The organism is Lysinibacillus sp. G4S2 (assembly GCF_030348505.1).
GTDB lineage: Bacteria > Bacillota > Bacilli > Bacillales_A > Planococcaceae > Lysinibacillus.
Map to the genome: position 1 here is coordinate 5,370,953 of NZ_JAUCFJ010000002.1, position 16,362 is coordinate 5,387,314.

Here is a 16,362-nt window from a genome sequence, read left to right on the forward strand (position 1 = left end):
TATCATCATAACATGTGGCTGATTTCCGTTCCGACTAATATACAGAGAATATATTTTTAAAAATACAAACCACAACTTTTGGTAATGAGCCAAAAAATTTCATAAAAATAAAAAAGCGTAGAGCTGAATTTTTCCACAGCTCTACGCTTTTTTCAATGCAAACACACAGAGGCGTTCGTTAATATTTGTTTCATTTTCTAGATGAACCTCATGAATCAATTCAAAAGGTGTCCCGTGATGTAAAAACTGCAAATAATCATAAGGTGGATAGTATAAGATAATATGAATTTCACGCATATGCTGCTCATAAGACTTCCAAACGTTATGAATGACTGTACGGAAAATATGGATTGAAAAAGGATTGAAAAAAAAGAAAACAGTATCGCATGGTTGAATAACATAGTCTTCCGCTATTGAATGAAGAAAGGAAATCGGAGCTTGAGCACTCTTTTTTTGAAGATATCCCTTTTTATTATTCTCAGCCTCTGCATAAAAACCTGCATCCATCTCTATCCCAATTGTAGGAATATGGAATTTATGATGCACATAAATAGGTACTCTCCCTTTTCCACATCCCATATCGATAAACACTGAATTATCTGGCATTTCATATTCCGAAAACAGTTGCTCTAAACCAATATATGGTGTTGGCTCATAGCGGTGGTAATGAGCTAGTTTAGGGAAACCATATTGTTCACCGACTGTATTAATATGCAAATTTTTATCAAATTGATGTTCGTTCATACATTATACTCCTAAAAAAGAATGCTTTATTTTAGCACGACAAAAGAAAAAACTACATCTATAAGATTTGGATCTTATTACATCTTATTGAAAAACTATTATGTCGATAGAAAATTAAGGTGTCAAATATATATAGTAGATTTTACTTCATACAACAAATATCGAGTTATTAATAATTCACATTGCTATTCTGTTGACAATGTCTTCCCTCGCCAATTATTATTGTTTGCGAATGATAACATTAAAATAATTCATTCAACATAGTAGATTTTTTCTAATTAGAAAATGGTTAGGGAGGAAAAGTGTATGATTATTGTTACAAATCGTATTCAAGTTAAACCTGGTTTTGCTGCGAAAATGGCACCGAACTTTACAAAGCCAGGACCTTTACAACAGTTCGAAGGCTTCCATAAAGTAGAGGTGTTAGTGTCAACTGATGATCCGACTTATGACGAAATGAGCGTCAATATGTACTGGGAGTCTAAAGAGCATTTCCAAGCTTGGCGTAATAGCGATGCATTCGCTGCTGCCCATCACCGCCCAGAACCAGGTTCTGAAGGCGCAAAACCAGAAAACAGCCCAATGTTAGGTAGCAAAATAGTTATTGCTGAATTAGCTTCTTCCATTGAAGCATCACGCTAGTATACCCTATCCCAACTCTTTATGAGGCAGTGGGGTAAAACAAAAAATCTGAACTATCTTCTGATTCTATCAAAAAAAACCCGCATATTTCCAATGTGCAGGTTTTTTTTGATACACTTTAATACATTAAAATAACTAAAACATATCCGATTATTGATAAGAAAACCGAACCGATAAGTCCTGCAACAAACGCTTTTACACCTAATTCTTTAAAGGTTTTTATCTCTACATTTAAACCTAGTCCAGCCATCGACATCGCAATTAAAAGATAAGAGATATTGACAATTGTTTGCGCTACATTGGCTGGTATAATTCCTAACGAATTAATAGCGCTCATTGCTAAAAATCCGAGAATAAACCACGGAATGATTGACAGTGAAAAGCCTTCTTTTTCCTGCTCCTTGTCAATTTTCCGATAGAAAATACCAATGACAATAGCTACCGGTACAAGCAATGCGACACGTGTTAGCTTAACAATAACCGCCATATCAACTGCTTCATTTCCACCAGCAGCGGCGGCGGCAATAACATGGGCAATTTCATGTAGCGTGCCTCCTGCGAAAATACCATATTCAGTAGGCGTTAAATTAAATACTGAGTATAGCACTGTGTAAACTAATGTGAATATAGTCCCTAGTAATGCGACAATCGCTGCACCCACTGCTGTTTCTTTTTCATTTGCCTTAATTTGAGGAGCAATAGCGACAACAGCTGCTGCTCCACAAATGGCTGTGCCACAAGCTGTTAATATGCCTAACTTCTTCTCAACATGAAATACCTTCGTTAAAGCATATACAACCACTAAAGCAAATACCAAATCAATAAATGCAATAAGAAAGACACTCGCTCCGGCATGATAAATGTCCGCTAAATTCAAACGCATACCCAGTAAAATAATGCCTAATCGTAATAGCTTTTTACTTGAAAATGATATGCCACTTTGCCATGAATCCTGTACCTTAAAAGCTGCTCTCCAAGCCATCCCTAAAATAATTGCAATAACAAGCTGCCCCAGGATTGAGAAGAACGGAAATGTCGAAATATACTTTGCCACTAAGGCAATCATGAGTGTCAACAATATCCCCTTCATAAACGCAGGGGTTAGGAAACCTTTTAACTTCTGTCCAATATCCATGTTGTTCACTTCTTTCATTCTTGATAATTATAACTTTATTAAAAAGTTAATCATTAGTAAAATACATATATATAATCGCAATGATTAATATTTCTAATAATAGGAGTGATGACATGCTATATGATGCTTTAAAAACATTCATTACACTAGTGGAAGTCAATAATTTTACGAAAGCATCCGAAATACTTCATATTTCACAGCCCAGTGTCAGCTTACACATAAAAAACTTAGAGCAGGAACTTCAAACGACGTTATTTATCCGATCTCCAAAGTCCGTACAAATTACACCAACTGGAGAAATTTTATATAAACGAGCTAAGCAAATGATGGCAATTGCAGAGGTAGCTAGGGAAGATATTCTAGCTTATCATCATGAAATTCAAGGTACACTTGTTATCGGCTCTAGTTTTACAATTGGCGAATATATATTGCCACCTATAATAGCGAGTCTGCAACAGCAATTCCCTCAGCTTGAGCTTCAAGTTATTATTGGCAATACGGAAGAAATCATTCAATATACAAAATTGTTACAGGTCGATATTGGCCTTATCGAAGGACAGTCAAACGACAATGAAGTTATTATTAAACCGTTTATGCAGGATGAGCTTTTTATTGTTAGTGCTAGCAGTCACCCTCTTGTAAAGAAGTCGACTATTACGGTTGCGGACTTACAGCAGCAAAATTGGGTTGCACGTGAAGAAGGCTCTGGCACTCGTTATTACTTAGATCATTTATTTAGAACAAATGGGCTCCAAGTGCGTTCACTTCTTACTATTAGTAGCAATCAAGGTGTGAAAGAGAGTGTTATACAAGGGCTTGGCCTTTCTCTACTGTCTGCCAGTGTTATTGAGCGTGAACTAAAAAATGGTGATATAAATATTTTGCCGCTTGAAGGACAGCAGTTTATGCGAACATTCTCTTATTTGTACTCACCTACGATGAAAAATAAACGCAATGTTGACACCCTCATAGAGGCGCTACTAAAAAAAAGAGCTTAGCGGATTTTAATCGCTAAGCTTACTTTATAGTTCTTAAATTTAGACGTTTACGCTCCTGCTTTTGCTCAATAATTTCTACAAATTTCAACGTTGCTCGAGATAAAGGTACACTTTTCAAATAACACATGCCAATGCTTCGTGCTGGTATACTTTCTGTTAATGTTAGCTCATAGAGAAGCCCTCGCTGCAAATAATCTTTAGAAAATTCTTTCGTCACACAAGCAATCCCTAAATTACTGCGTGCAAATTCTAACACAAGATCATGTGAACCAAGCTCGAACTCAGGTTCAATGTGGATTCCTCTTGCAAATAAATAATTTTCTACATACTTTCTTGAATTTGACTTTTTCTCTAAAAAAACAAGTGGAAACTTTAAAAGATCCTCTAAGCTTAAACTTTTTGACGCTAACGTTTTGTACTTCTCACCACATACAAAAATATCTTGTACCTCCGTGCAAGCGGTTAACTGTAATGCCTGATCTTCTATCGGAAAATTACAAAGCCCAATATCAACCTCACCGGATTTAATAAAGTTACAAATTTCCGAAGTCGTTCCATTTAGCATTTGTAATTTTATATTAGGATACATTGTATGAAACGCCTCTAGATAAGGCATTAAAAAGAAACGAGAAATAGTGTCCCCTACCCCAATTTTCAGCTGACCGGTTGTTAAATTTTTAAACTCTAGCAACTTCTCCTCACCAGCATCTAAAAGACCTAATGCTGAATTCGTATATTCATATAGAAGTCTACCCTCAGTCGTTAACGTTACCCCCTTAGGAGTACGATTAAAGAGACGTGTACCGAGCTCCTTTTCTAATTGCATCATGGCTTGGCTAACTGCTGGTTGAGTCATATATAAATCTCTAGCAGCGCTTGAAAAGCTATTATTTTTAGCAACAACAGTAAAAACACGATATAAATCTAATTTCCCTATCATATAAGCACTCCTTATAGCTATTATATGAACTATTAATTTTACTTATATCACTAAAGAGGCGTATAGTAAAATCATATTGGTTATATTTATTTAATTAACATACATTTACCATTTATGAGGAGAGATTATTTTGGAACGTGTAGTTGGTACAGTAGTAAGAGGTCTTCGTGGTCCAATTATTAACGAAGGCGATAATATTGAACAAATTGTTGTCGACACAGTATTAAACGCAGCAAAGATTGAAGGCTATTCAATTGAAGATCGTGACATCGTAACAGTAACAGAATCTGTCGTAGCGCGTGCACAAGGTAACTATGCATCAATCGATGACATCGCAACAGACGTAGCTGCTAAATTTGGTGACGATACTGTTGGTGTTATTTTCCCAATACTTAGCCGTAACCGTTTCGCTAACTGCTTACGTGGTATCGCTAAAGGCGTGAAGAAAGTCGTTCTTATGCTAAGCTATCCATCAGATGAGGTTGGTAATCACCTAGTTGATATCGATGAGCTAGATGTAAAAGGGATTAACCCTTGGACGGATACTTTAACTGAGGTTGAATTCCGTGAGCATTTTGGCTATAAAAAACACACATTTACAGGTGTAGATTATATTGAGTATTATAAAGAGTTAATCGAAGCTGAAGGCGCTGCTTGTGAAGTTATCTTTTCAAATAACCCAAGAACAATTTTAGACTATACGAAGAGTGTTTTAACGTGTGATATTCATACACGCTTACGTACAAAACGTATTTTAACGGCAAATGGCGCTGAAAAAGTATACAGTCTTGACAATATTTTATCTGTATCTAATAACGGTTCTGGCTTCAATGCGGAATATGGTCTACTTGGTTCAAATAAAGCAACTGAAGATAGTGTAAAATTATTCCCACACACTTGCCAACCAATTGTTGACGGCATCCAAGCAAAAATCAAAGAAGCTACTGGTAAAACAGTTGAAGTAATGGTTTACGGCGATGGCGCATTTAAAGATCCTGTAGGTAAAATTTGGGAGTTGGCAGACCCTGTCGTATCTCCTGCTTACACTGCTGGATTAGATGGCACACCAAACGAAGTAAAGCTGAAATATTTAGCAGATAACGATTTCGCAAATCTTCGTGGTGAAGAGTTAAAAGCAGCAATTTCTGAGTATATCCAAAACAAAGATGAAGATTTAACTGGGCAAATGGCCGCTCAAGGTACAACACCTCGTCGCTTAACAGACCTAATTGGTTCTCTTTCAGACTTAACTTCAGGTTCAGGTGACAAAGGAACACCAATGATTTATATTCAAGGTTATTTCGATAACTATACAAAATAAAAAGAGTATAAAGATGAACTCCCATTTTCGTTTGGGAGTTCTTTTTTTAATAGTGGATCTGCTTAAATATCGACGCTATATCAAAAACGCTACCCCATCCTTAAGTAACAGGTTCCCTTTTGAGGTGCAAACAGGGGAAAAGCATGTTAAAAAGCGGCTCATAGGACGCCCCCAGGAAGCTTTGCTCTGTGCGAAAGCGTAGCGACAGCAACAACAAATGTTTTCTGTAGCGAAAGCGAAGCGTCAGCTACAAAGCGCCCAGTCGGAACGGAAATCAACCACACGGTTTGGTGAAGAGCCAAAATTATAGAAAGATAGAAAAAAGCAGTAGTAATAAGGATCAAGCCCTTGTCACTACTGCTTTTCATTTATTTAGTGAGGATGACAGGAATCGAACCTGTTAAATCCCTATCCTATAAAGGGACATGCTACCACTACATCTTCCTCATATACATTATGTATTTTTAACCCCATTAAGAATTACATTTTTCTCAGTCCTTTTGCTTTATAGTAGATTAAATCTTTTCAAATAACACTTATTTCAATTGATTAGGCATCATTTCTTCATTTAACCAATGTTCACTTGTTCGAACATGATTCTTTCTAACAAATTTCCCTAGGTTATATTGAAAATCATCATAATGGAAAGCAGCCGCATTTCTAATAACATACCCTTCCTGCTCACCCCCAAGAAGTGATTTCCCTGTAAAAGTCTTCTTTATTTTTTCTTCATCGAAAATGCCTCGATATACTACAGGTACTGTTTCTATGCCCAGTTTAGCTGCATAGTCGACGGTTTCATCCCAGCTTAAACAAATATTTTTGTCATTCCAAATACTGAATAAATAAAAGTAACTAGTTAATTCATTGTAGTAAATGGAGTGCTTGGCATAAACGTTTTCACCACATAATCTCCAATCTTCTGGAATCTGAAATGCAAATGTAGCATGAAATGTTTTTACCCAATGCCTAGATGGATGATCTCCTGAATTTATGCTTCTAGCATGCATATAGTTGTGATAAAGTGTTGTTCCTTCACCATCCAATTTTTCGGTTACAACAACCTCTTTTCCAAGAAAATGATCCACATTTTTAGCAACCTTATCATCGTGTGTGTACCCTCTACTCCACGGCAAATGAAAGCTTCTTGGATATTTCATCAAATTGGTCATAATCTCACTTCCTTTGTTTATATCTATTTGGCAAATTGATCTGCCTCGCGAAAGAAATAAAGCTTTGTTAATAAGTCAGCATTTACTAAATGATAAATCTTACTTCCTCCCTTATCGCCCCCATATTGAATTAACATATGAAATTGCACTAAATTAACAACCTTTAAAACAAAGTCTTCTTCAAAGCCTAGCTCTAATAAAAAATGGCATACCATTTGAGCAGATACATTTTCATGTCCATAATACCCATATCTTTGTTGTAATTCTTTATATTTTTTACAAAATGGTTTGCCTACATCATGAAATAAAGCGGCAATTTGTAATGCTAGCTTGTCACTCTCCATATAGTATTCGTTCATATATTCATAAACAAAATACGTATGCTGACAAAGTAAAAATTGATGATATGGATTTTCTTGATTAAATTGATAAATCTCTTTAAATAGTTGGACTGATCTCAACTTTTGAAAAAGCTCATCATATGCGGGTTCGCTTTGGATTAGTGAAAGAAACTGCTCTTTCGAGATTTCATACGGACTCGATTCATGTACAATATGCACCTCATCAAATCCCTCCCCCAATATCGGAAACTCTAAATTCTTCCTCATTTTATCCATTATTATTAACGGAACTTTTCTCTTTCTTTGTTGATTTCTTGTTATACACAACGCATATGGTGTATCAAAATAATAGCATACAGTCTTCACATCGTCAGACAATTTACCCAATGCAAACATCCAACGTTCCCGTTCGATATTTGTCGCATCAACAATGACAGATTGACCTCTAGCCACAAATTCATTTAAACGTTCATACAAAACACGAAATACTATTCGTGATTTCTGTCTTGCAACGTCACCAAATAACTCTTGACGTATAGCATCACTTGAAAGAACAACTGCATTTTCGCTTTTGGCTAGTCTCTTAACAAACGTGCTCTTGCCGCTTCCAGGTAACCCAACTGTAAATATCACCTTCATTTTTTCACCCCCTTTCAAGTGTCTATATCATTTATAGAAACCTATTCTTTAGTTAGCAATTAACTTCTACCCTTCTTTCTTTATCAAAAATTAACCATCGTCTCAATTAAAGTATAGAGATTAATTTTTGATGGTTAAAATGATAACGAAGTCACACAGGGATAATCACCATAACGTGGTGTTGATTTTCGTTTCAACAGGGCGCTTTCCCGGGAGCGTCCCATGAGCCCTCTTAGGTCTACACTACGTAGGTCACGAAGGCGTTATCACAAGACATGATGTTTCAGCCTTCGTTCCTCTACCAACTAGCTCCAGGTTCTCATCTGTGACGCCGATCCCCAAGGAGTCGACTGCCCGAACACCAAAATATAGGTGACCGTCCATAAAAAGGAACATTCTTCAAAAGGGAAAAATTAGGATATAAAAAGGACTGCTCCAACTTTTCCGGAACAGTCTTTTTATTAAAAATTTGATTTTCCCTTATAATTTTATTATATCATAAATTTCCCATAATTACTAGACTATACTTCTTTCTGAACTGGCTGTATGATAAATTTCTCGATTCAAAAACCATACAAATAATTATATGGAGAGGACTGTGAGTAACGTTGGAAAAGCAATATGAATGGACAGAAGAAAAACAATATCTTGTTCTTTGTTTAAACACAGTTGGTCACAAAAAAGAGGAATTAATACGAAAAGGAGAAGATTTTAGAGACAATGTTTTAACGTTAAGGAAAACCTTTTGGGACGACGTCAGAGTGAATTTAGATACGCCAGAGGACCTAGACGAGACCTATTATGCTATCAAACAACAGGCAGAGCTCCTTTCTGATTCCGAGCATGCTCAGCAACGTGCCATCAAGGATGTAAAAATTTACTATCGTTTACAGCAATCACCCTATTTTGCTCGTATTGATTTTTTACAGGATGGTCATAACGAACCTTTAAAGATTTATATCGGTGTCACAACCTTAATGGATGAAGAGAATGAAAACATATTAATTTATGATTGGCGAGCCCCTATATCAAGTATGTATTATGATTATACGTCTGGCCCAGCTACTTATGAAACGGCAACTGAAGAAATTCAAGGTGAAATGCTTTTAAAACGGCAATTTATCATTAAGAATGGTCAATTACAATCGATGTTTAATACAGGTTTAACGATTGGTGATGACTTATTACTCGATATTCTCGCTCAAAATGCAAACGAACATATCCGGAGCATTGTCGCAACGATTCAAGCTGAGCAAAATAAAATTATTCGACATGTCAACACTCCTTATCTCATCGTAGAGGGTGTAGCGGGTAGTGGAAAAACAGCTGTTGCTCTCCAACGTGTTGCTTATTTGTTGTATCATTATCGAGACCAAATTACTGCTGATCAAATTTTATTAATTACACCTAATCAGCTCTTTAATCAATATGTTCATACCGTTTTACCGGATTTAGGTGAAGATAATATGCAGCAATTAACTTTCTCCGAATATGCAACAAAACGTTTAGGTCGACAGTTCCAATTGGAATATCCTTATGAGCAATTGGAGTCACTTTTAACAGAGAAAGATGAGCCGCTCTACCAAACGAAGCTTACGATTATTTCTTTTAAAGCTAGCCTCCAATATCGAGAATTGATGGACAAATACATTCAGGTCCTTGCACACGAAGGTTTACTTTTTAAAAATATTGTTTTTCGCGGAGAGAGAATTATTACAGCTCAAGAAATTGCTGAATACTTTTATTCGTTCAATGCCACAATTCCCATCCCAAATCGACTGCAATTAGTGACAGAATGGTTATTACAACGATTATCGAAAATGGAAAAAGCAGAACGGACTAAAGAATGGGTAGAAGAGGCTAGTGAGCTTTTAGACATTGAAGAGTATACAAAAACCTATAGCGAGCTTTTACATGAAGGTCGGTTTTCAGAAAACTCTTTTGATGATTTTGAGCAAGAGCGTAAGAAATTAGCCATCCAAATTGTTAAAAAACAGTTCAAGCCACTTCGTCAATCTGTGAAGCAATTAAAATTCGTTCATATGTTAGGCATTTATCGTCAATTGTTTAACATGAACAATACTATTCACCAGCAATTACAGAACTTTTTACCCGACTGTTGGGGAGAAATCTGTCAACATACACTCCCTAATTTAGCAAAGCGCATTATTTCGTATGAAGATGCGGCTCCATTTTTATACTTACAGGACAAAATAGAAGGTCAACGAACAAATACGATGATTCGTCATGTTTTAGTTGATGAAGCACAAGACTATTCTCCATTTCAGCTATTTGTATTACAACAATTATTCCCACGTGCACGTATGACGATATTGGGTGATGGACATCAAACCATCCATCCTCATACCTTTAATAACCCCTCACTGCTGACGCCACAATTATATGGTGAACAAGCAGAAAAAATGATATTAACGAAAAGTTATCGCTCAACAAAACAAATTATTCACCTAACTTCGAAGATTTTACATGAGGACGCAAAAGTAGAAGCCTTTAATCGAACGGGTCCCGAACCGACTATCACGATCGTTCCGAATGAAATAGATTTAAATGAACAGCTTGTCGAAAAGATAAAAAACTTGTCCCTAAATTTCGAAACAATTGCAGTCATCTGTAAAACAGAGCAAGAATGTACGAAGGTTTTTGATCAAATGAAAGACCAAGTAGATATTCAGCTCATTACCCATCATACAAATCAATTTAAAAAAGGCATTTTACTATTACCTGCTTATATGGCAAAAGGAATTGAATTCGATGCTGTATTGCTTTATAATGCCTCCGCAGCTAATTATTTTAGAGAAACAGAACGCCATTATTTCTACACAGCTTGTACACGAGCTATGCACGAATTGCATATCTATGCTATTAACGAGTTAACACATTTTTTAGATATTTAATTTCAAAAAAGAGAATTTGCTTGCTTTCACGGAAGGCTTGCAGATTCTCTTTTTGTTCTTTTATTATCTTTAAATGTAGTAATTATAATCCTCTGGAATCACACGTTTTAAGAATTTCTTCGTGCGTTCCTCTTTCGGATTAACGAATATATCATAAGGGCTTCCTTCCTCTACAACGACACCACCGTCCATAAAAATTACTCGGTTGGCGACGTCTTTGGCAAAGCCCATTTCATGTGTGACAACAAGCATCGTCGTCCCTTCCGCAGCAATGTTTTTCATAACCTGAAGGACTTCTCCTACTAGCTCTGGGTCAAGTGCAGAAGTTGGTTCATCAAATAAAATAATATCCGGATTTAACGCCACTGCTCGTGCAATACCAACTCGCTGTTGTTGACCTCCAGACAATTGACTTGGATAGGAATCGTATTTTTCTGATAAACCTACTTTATCGAGTGCCTTTTTGCCAATTTCAATGGCCTCTGCCTTTGGAACTTTACGTCCTATAATAAGTCCTTCTGTCACATTTTCTAGCGCTGTTTTATTCGTGAAAAGATTATAGTTTTGGAATACAAAGGCTACACGTTGACGGATGGAATGTACGTCCTTCTTCTTCACATTTTGAAAATCCACTTGAATATCACCAAATGTCGCATGTCCTTGATCGGCCTTTTCTAAAAAGTTAATGCAACGTAATAATGTCGTTTTTCCGGATCCGCTAGGACCTAAAATAACGACAACATCACCTTTATCAATGGCTAAATCGACACCCTTTAAAATTTCATTGTCACCAAATGATTTATGGATATTTTTTATTTCTAACATACTCGTTCACCCCTTAGGCTTTTGCCACTTTGAATTTGCTTAAATGTTTTTCATATCGTTTAAAAATGTATTCAACCGTACTACATAAAATTAAGTACACAATGAAAATATCAATATATGCTTCTACGTAATTGTAGCCAACATTTGCAGCTACCTTAGCCTTCAGGGTAATTTCAGGCAAGGACATTGCATAGCCTAAAGACGTCGCTTTAATGAGATTAACTGTAGCCGTACAAATATTTGGCATAGCTACTACTAAAGCTTGTGGAATAATAATACGGCGATAGGCTTGACATGTTGATAAGCCTACTGCATGGGCAGCCTCTAGCTGACCTTTTTCAATCGTACTTAGAGCAGAACGAAATACTTCTATTAAAATTGCAGTCGTACTAAAGGCGAAGACGATAAATGCATACCAAATCGGATTGATTTTATAAATATCAAAGGCAATATTATATTTTTCAAAAATAATTTTAAGTAGTAATGGGATACTACTATAAATAATAAAGATTTGAATGATAATAGGTGTACCTCGAACAAAGGAAACATAAATTTTTGCTATATGATGGATCACTGGGATTTTATTGATCCGTGTTAGTGCCAATAGAAAACCAAGTGGCAGGGCAACAAGCATAGCAACAATTGTCACAAGGAGTGCGACAGGTACACCTGATAATGCAACAAAAAATGTTTCCATTAAAAATTGATAATTCATGGTTACGCCTCCTTACGTCGTTTCTAATGTCTTTTTACCTTTGCCAAAAAACTTTTCTAGCATAGCAAAGAATTTTTCGATAATAATCGATAGCCCCCAGTAAACAATCGCCAAGGCAATATATATTTCTAATGCATGTGCATTAATATTACTTGCGATAATTAAATTTGCTTTTCCGACAATGTCAATTAAGCCAATTGTATAAGCAAGTGCCCCCTCTTGTAATAACGCAATCATTCCATTCCCAAAGTTCGGTAAAGCGATAACGAGTGCCTGTGGGAAAATAATACGGCGATATGCTTGAAGTGGTGTTAATCCCACACTAACCGCCGCTTCAAATTGCCCTTTATCAATGGCTAAATAGGCCGAACGAATAACCTCTGACATAATCGCCGCAAACTGCAAAGTGAATGTTACGACTACAAAAATGGCTGTTTCAATTGAATGGAGATTCACGCCAAAGTTTTCCGCTAACGCCGGAACACCATAATAGACGAGGAATAATAAGACAATCGATGGTGTACAACGCATAATCGTTGTATATAAGTTTGCCAATTTTTGCAATAACTTTATTGCACTTAACTTGGCAGCTGCTAATAGTAAGCCAAAAATTGTGCCTAGTACAATGGAAGACCCTGCGACTAAGAAGGTAACTTTTAAAAACGGCAATAATACAGGAATTGAGTTCCAAATATATGATGCATCAAAATACTTCTCCATTTCCTCACCAACTTCTATATTAATAAAGACTGCTGAGTACACTGACTCAGGCAGCCTTTTATTCGTTACCAATTGCTCTTTAAAAGAGTATTAACGATTCACAGTATCTAACACTTCAAATAAATCTCGACCGTAAAACTTAGTGCTTAATTCATTTGTTTTCTTCTGTTCTTTAATCTGCGCTATCGCTTTATCGTAAGCATCTGCAAATGCTTGTTCCTTCTTATTGAACAACGGCCATGTTTTAATAACGGCAAATTCGTTGTACACTACGTCATCCTTTAAATTATAATAGGGGCCATCTTCTGCTAAAACTTGTTGTTTAAACGGACCTTCAATCATGACACCACCATCAACACGTTTTTCATTTACCCATTGCACGACATCGATAGTGAACGCATCCCCAGCCTGTAATTTAACTTTATTATCCGGGTTAGCCTTATTGTATTCATCAATAATTGTGTATTGAGCATTATTCGCAGCAATTGGTGCTAATGAATAACCCTTTTTAGCAAAGTCGGCTAAAGTTTTCACACCTTCATCTTCTTTACGTAAAACTAAACCTGCACTACTTAAGCCTAAAAATTCTTTAGGGAAAATAAATTTCTCTGTACGTTCCTTCGTAAAGAATGCATTTTTTACACCTACTTGATATTTCCCTTGCTCAACACCGATCAGTAAATCATCACTCGTTGTCCCTACAAATTCAAACTTATATTCGGGTAATAGTTCATCCACTAGCTTCATAACTTCCACATCGTAGCCTGTTGGATTGCCTTTATCATCAAGATAACTTATCGGCTTGGACGCCTGATCGAATGCAACCTTCACTGTACGTACCTTCACGCCATCCTCTGAGTCTTTATCTGTAGCTTCATCTGAATTACAGCCCGCTAAAATAGCAAGTGAAGCCAATCCGATTGCTGCCAATTGAAATATCTTTTTCTTTTGTTTTAACATGTATCATTTCCCCTTATTCTCTATGGTTTTGTCATTGATTTTCATTCAATTTCTGCTGTTCAATTGCAGCTTTTGCTAATGTAATAATGGTCATATCATCCATCGGTGGGTTGTGAAGTCCAGCACGAACATTTCGATAATAGCGCTGTAATGGATTTGTTAATTGTAAGCTTTTCGCACCTACTACACGCATTGCCTTATCTACAATTTCAATCGCCAAATTTGTTACTGTATGTTTAGCAATTGCCATTTCATTTGTTATAAGCCCACGTCTAGCTGGGTCATCATAAGCCTCGGCTACTCCATACAGTACAAAGCGTGCCTGATGTAGTTTCAATTCAATATCGCCTAGAAGTTGCTGTACATTTGGTAATGTACTAATTGGAGCATTCAAGCTATTTGGTTGATGATGGTTGGCAAAATGTAGTGCATAATCACGAGCTGCCTGCGCAATACCTAAGTACGTTGCTGGAATATGTAGAATCCAACCATTTATCTTACCCCCGCTTGGATGACTTGGTAATTCTACTAAATGATTTGTACGGACAATTACATCGTTTAACACTAGATCATGGCTACTAGTGCCTCGCATTGCTGACATTTCCCAGTTTTCTTCAATTGAAAGTCCTTGGGCATCTTTATGAACAAGGAAGAAGCCAATTTGATTTTTTTCCTCAATCCAAGCTGAGGTCAAGAAATAATCTAGCACCGGAGAAGCTGTCGTAAAGATTTTACGTCCATTTAAGAGCCAACCTTCTTCTATTGAAACAGCGTTTGTTTCTGGTCGCCCTCCACGTGTTGGACTCCCGGTTGCCGCTTCACTCACCGCCCTATTTATGATTGCACCGGTTTTTATTTCTTGAGCAAAGAAACTGAGTAAATCATCTGCCCATAGCTTTTTCTCATATATTTCACCTACTACACCTAATGTCCACCCTAGTGAGAGTGAGGCATTCTCGTCATAGCTCGCCAACGTTTCTTGAACGAGCACCATATCATAGACTGATAAACCTTCACCGCCATATTCTTTCGGTAAAGTTAGTTTTGGGTAACCAATTTGCAAAAGTAACTTATGTGCTTCGTATGGAAAATGAGATTGTTCGTCTACCTCTTTAGCCTCAGCCTTGATTGGCTCAGAAATAGATGCTAGCTGTTCAAGCCAATACTGTTGTCGCTCTGTTTTAATAAATAAATCCTTCAAGAAAATCTCCTCCTCCCAAAATTATATAAAACATATAAATTTACTACGGATTAAAGCTATAAAAAAATCTCTACCTACATTTTCGTAGCGAGATTATGATTGGTACTGAATTTTCTGATTCGTTGACATTTATGATACTTTCCACATTTGGAAATGTCAATGGCTTAATTACAAGTTTTTTTATTAGTTTTATAAGCATTTGTTCACCAAGTCATATTTACAACATATGCTAGAACTATAGAAAGAGGTGTATGTATGACCAATAATATGAATCCATCTTTAAATAATACTGCTATTTCACCTATGGCTCCTCAGGTTATTCAGACGAAATTCGGGGATATTAATGGAGATGGCTCTCTTGAAACGGTTCTTTTGATGGGGACTAAAACGCCAGATAGCCCTTTGTGGCAAAACCTAACGCTTACTATTTTTTACGGCAATACTCAACAATTTGAAAAATTAATGCTAAAACAAAACAGCGGCTATAATCCAACTATATTTTTAGGTGACTTTACTGGCAATCATCTAGAAGATATTTTAGCTATTTCTGATACTGGTGGCAGTGGAGGTATTATCAATGGTGAAATCTTCTCCTCCATAAACGGGAAAATACGTTCAATTTTTGATGCAGAATCTTTTAATAATAAGCTAAAGTACACGGTTAATTATCAAGATCAATACAAAGTAGTCGTCCGTAGTATGAATCCTAAAAAGCAATATATTATCGATTTACAATATAAGGGGCACGATTATTTAGCGGAAATTTATAATCAAGATGGTACTTTAAAACAGCCTATTGAAGGATGGGTTGACCCGATCAGCGGATTGTATCCAGTGGACTATGAGCGTGACGGAATATATGAGCTTTTAGCTTATCAGGCAATCGCAGGCAGATTCCATGCTGATAGATTAGGCGATGTTGAAAACATTCTGAAATGGAGCGGCAATGAATTTATAGTTGACCGTCAAACTGTGGGGATTTTCGGAGAAGATTTAACGTAAATAACTGTGCATTTATATAGGATAACAAGCAAGAATCTGCTCGATTTCTGTATAAAACGATCGAAATCGGACAGATTCCCCTTTAATTATCT

The 16,362-nt window shown here is 36.5% G+C and carries 16 protein-coding genes and 1 tRNA gene; 6 read left to right on the forward strand and 11 right to left on the reverse strand.

The annotated features are described in order from the left end of the window. Positions 1–141 precede the first annotated feature (141 nt). The gene (locus QUF91_RS27430) at positions 142–744 is read right to left on the reverse strand and encodes a class I SAM-dependent methyltransferase (RefSeq protein ID WP_289419953.1); all 603 of its coding nucleotides are present in this window, start codon (positions 742–744) and stop codon (positions 142–144) included. A 306-nt stretch (positions 745–1,050) separates the two neighbouring features. Here QUF91_RS27430 and QUF91_RS27435 point away from each other — a divergent pair, with 306 nt between their 5' ends. Continuing rightward, the gene (locus QUF91_RS27435; RefSeq protein ID WP_285395790.1) at positions 1,051–1,386 is read left to right on the forward strand and encodes a heme oxygenase; all 336 of its coding nucleotides are present in this window, start codon (positions 1,051–1,053) and stop codon (positions 1,384–1,386) included. Between the two features lie 118 nt (positions 1,387–1,504). On the opposite strand, the gene QUF91_RS27440 is transcribed toward QUF91_RS27435, so the two are convergent. Beyond that, complete coding sequence (locus QUF91_RS27440; protein WP_285395294.1) at positions 1,505–2,521, reverse strand: YeiH family protein; 1,017 nt, start codon at positions 2,519–2,521, stop codon at positions 1,505–1,507. 113 nt (positions 2,522–2,634) lie between these two features. On the opposite strand from QUF91_RS27440, the gene QUF91_RS27445 reads away from it, so the two are divergent. Continuing rightward, entirely contained in the window at positions 2,635–3,519 is an 885-nt protein-coding gene (locus QUF91_RS27445; RefSeq protein ID WP_285395295.1) for a LysR family transcriptional regulator, read from the forward strand. Positions 3,520–3,538: 19 nt separating this feature from the next. Here QUF91_RS27445 and QUF91_RS27450 read toward each other — a convergent pair whose 3' ends face one another. Further along, entirely contained in the window at positions 3,539–4,459 is a 921-nt protein-coding gene (locus QUF91_RS27450; protein ID WP_285395296.1) for a LysR family transcriptional regulator, read from the reverse strand. Between the two features lie 130 nt (positions 4,460–4,589). On the opposite strand from QUF91_RS27450, the gene QUF91_RS27455 reads away from it, so the two are divergent. Together QUF91_RS27455 and QUF91_RS27460 are read left to right on the forward strand one after the other, a co-directional pair. Beyond that, positions 4,590–5,780, forward strand: coding sequence for a coenzyme F420-0:L-glutamate ligase (locus QUF91_RS27455; protein ID WP_285395297.1), 1,191 nt, complete (start codon positions 4,590–4,592; stop codon positions 5,778–5,780). Positions 5,781–5,832: 52 nt separating this feature from the next. Next, positions 5,833–5,982: a hypothetical protein gene (locus tag QUF91_RS27460; protein WP_285395298.1), complete on the forward strand. Its 150-nt coding sequence runs from the start codon at positions 5,833–5,835 to the stop codon at positions 5,980–5,982. Positions 5,983–6,155: 173 nt separating this feature from the next. Here the strand turns inward: QUF91_RS27460 and QUF91_RS27465 are convergent. The 3 genes from QUF91_RS27465 to QUF91_RS27475 form a co-directional block, all read right to left on the reverse strand. Further along, positions 6,156–6,228, reverse strand: a tRNA-Tyr gene (locus tag QUF91_RS27465). A gap of 88 nt (positions 6,229–6,316) precedes the next feature. Further along, positions 6,317–6,952: an RNA ligase family protein gene (locus tag QUF91_RS27470; protein WP_289419954.1), complete on the reverse strand. Its 636-nt coding sequence runs from the start codon at positions 6,950–6,952 to the stop codon at positions 6,317–6,319. Between the two features lie 23 nt (positions 6,953–6,975). Continuing rightward, a complete protein-coding gene (locus QUF91_RS27475) occupies positions 6,976–7,932 on the reverse strand; it encodes an AAA family ATPase (RefSeq protein ID WP_289419955.1) in 957 nt (318 codons plus the stop codon). Positions 7,933–8,540: 608 nt separating this feature from the next. Between QUF91_RS27475 and helD the strand changes: the two genes are divergently transcribed. After that, positions 8,541–10,847 (forward strand): RNA polymerase recycling motor HelD, encoded by a 2,307-nt coding sequence (gene helD, locus QUF91_RS27480; RefSeq protein ID WP_289419956.1) that lies wholly within the window; start codon positions 8,541–8,543, stop codon positions 10,845–10,847. Positions 10,848–10,916: 69 nt separating this feature from the next. Here the strand turns inward: helD and QUF91_RS27485 are convergent, their stop codons facing one another. Genes QUF91_RS27485 through QUF91_RS27505 form a run of 5 tightly spaced genes read right to left on the reverse strand, consistent with a single transcriptional unit; the run spans position 10,917 to position 15,268 of the window. Further along, complete coding sequence (locus QUF91_RS27485) at positions 10,917–11,672, reverse strand: amino acid ABC transporter ATP-binding protein (protein WP_285395302.1); 756 nt, start codon at positions 11,670–11,672, stop codon at positions 10,917–10,919. 13 nt (positions 11,673–11,685) lie between these two features. After that, positions 11,686–12,387 carry an amino acid ABC transporter permease gene (locus QUF91_RS27490; protein WP_285395303.1) on the reverse strand — a complete coding sequence of 234 codons (702 nt, stop codon included), beginning with the start codon at positions 12,385–12,387 and terminating at the stop codon, positions 11,686–11,688. 12 nt (positions 12,388–12,399) lie between these two features. Further along, positions 12,400–13,149, reverse strand: coding sequence for an amino acid ABC transporter permease (locus QUF91_RS27495; RefSeq protein WP_289419957.1), 750 nt, complete (start codon positions 13,147–13,149; stop codon positions 12,400–12,402). 48 nt (positions 13,150–13,197) lie between these two features. Continuing rightward, complete coding sequence (locus tag QUF91_RS27500; RefSeq protein ID WP_289419958.1) at positions 13,198–14,067, reverse strand: transporter substrate-binding domain-containing protein; 870 nt, start codon at positions 14,065–14,067, stop codon at positions 13,198–13,200. A 31-nt stretch (positions 14,068–14,098) separates the two neighbouring features. After that, positions 14,099–15,268 carry an acyl-CoA dehydrogenase family protein gene (locus QUF91_RS27505; RefSeq protein WP_285395306.1) on the reverse strand — a complete coding sequence of 390 codons (1,170 nt, stop codon included), beginning with the start codon at positions 15,266–15,268 and terminating at the stop codon, positions 14,099–14,101. A 255-nt stretch (positions 15,269–15,523) separates the two neighbouring features. On the opposite strand from QUF91_RS27505, the gene QUF91_RS27510 reads away from it, so the two are divergent. Further along, the gene (locus tag QUF91_RS27510) at positions 15,524–16,270 is read left to right on the forward strand and encodes a hypothetical protein (protein WP_285395307.1); all 747 of its coding nucleotides are present in this window, start codon (positions 15,524–15,526) and stop codon (positions 16,268–16,270) included. Positions 16,271–16,362: the final 92 nt, after the last annotated feature.